Origin of the sequence: Pseudomonas sp. SIMBA_068, from assembly GCF_046534705.1 — a bacterium.
GTDB lineage: Bacteria > Pseudomonadota > Gammaproteobacteria > Pseudomonadales > Pseudomonadaceae > Aquipseudomonas > Aquipseudomonas putida.
Map to the genome: position 1 here is coordinate 1 of NZ_JAWRYI010000419.1, position 276 is coordinate 276.

Here is a 276-nt window from a genome sequence, read left to right on the forward strand (position 1 = left end):
GGGGGGTTTCCCGACGGAGGTCATCGGCCAGCCGCAGTACCGCTTTCAACTCACCGTCAACCGCCACGAAACTGCCACTGTTGGCCAGGTAGTCCAGTTGCTGCAAACGCGCCTGTGCCCACCGGCCATCGTCCTTCTCGTTCTGCACGTAGGTCAGGGCGCCCAAGCGTACGGCCTTGCCTTGAACAATCCCGGCAAGCCCCTGGCCGGGGCTTTCCTGCACCTGCTCGGGAGCGGTCAGCGTCAGGTTGCGCAGACGGGCAGCATGAACGATGG

At 64.5% G+C, this 276-nt stretch carries 1 pseudogene; it reads right to left on the reverse strand.

What is annotated here, in order from left to right:
- A pseudogene (locus SB756_RS29790) lies at positions 1-276 on the reverse strand (heavy metal translocating P-type ATPase); the annotation flags it as partial.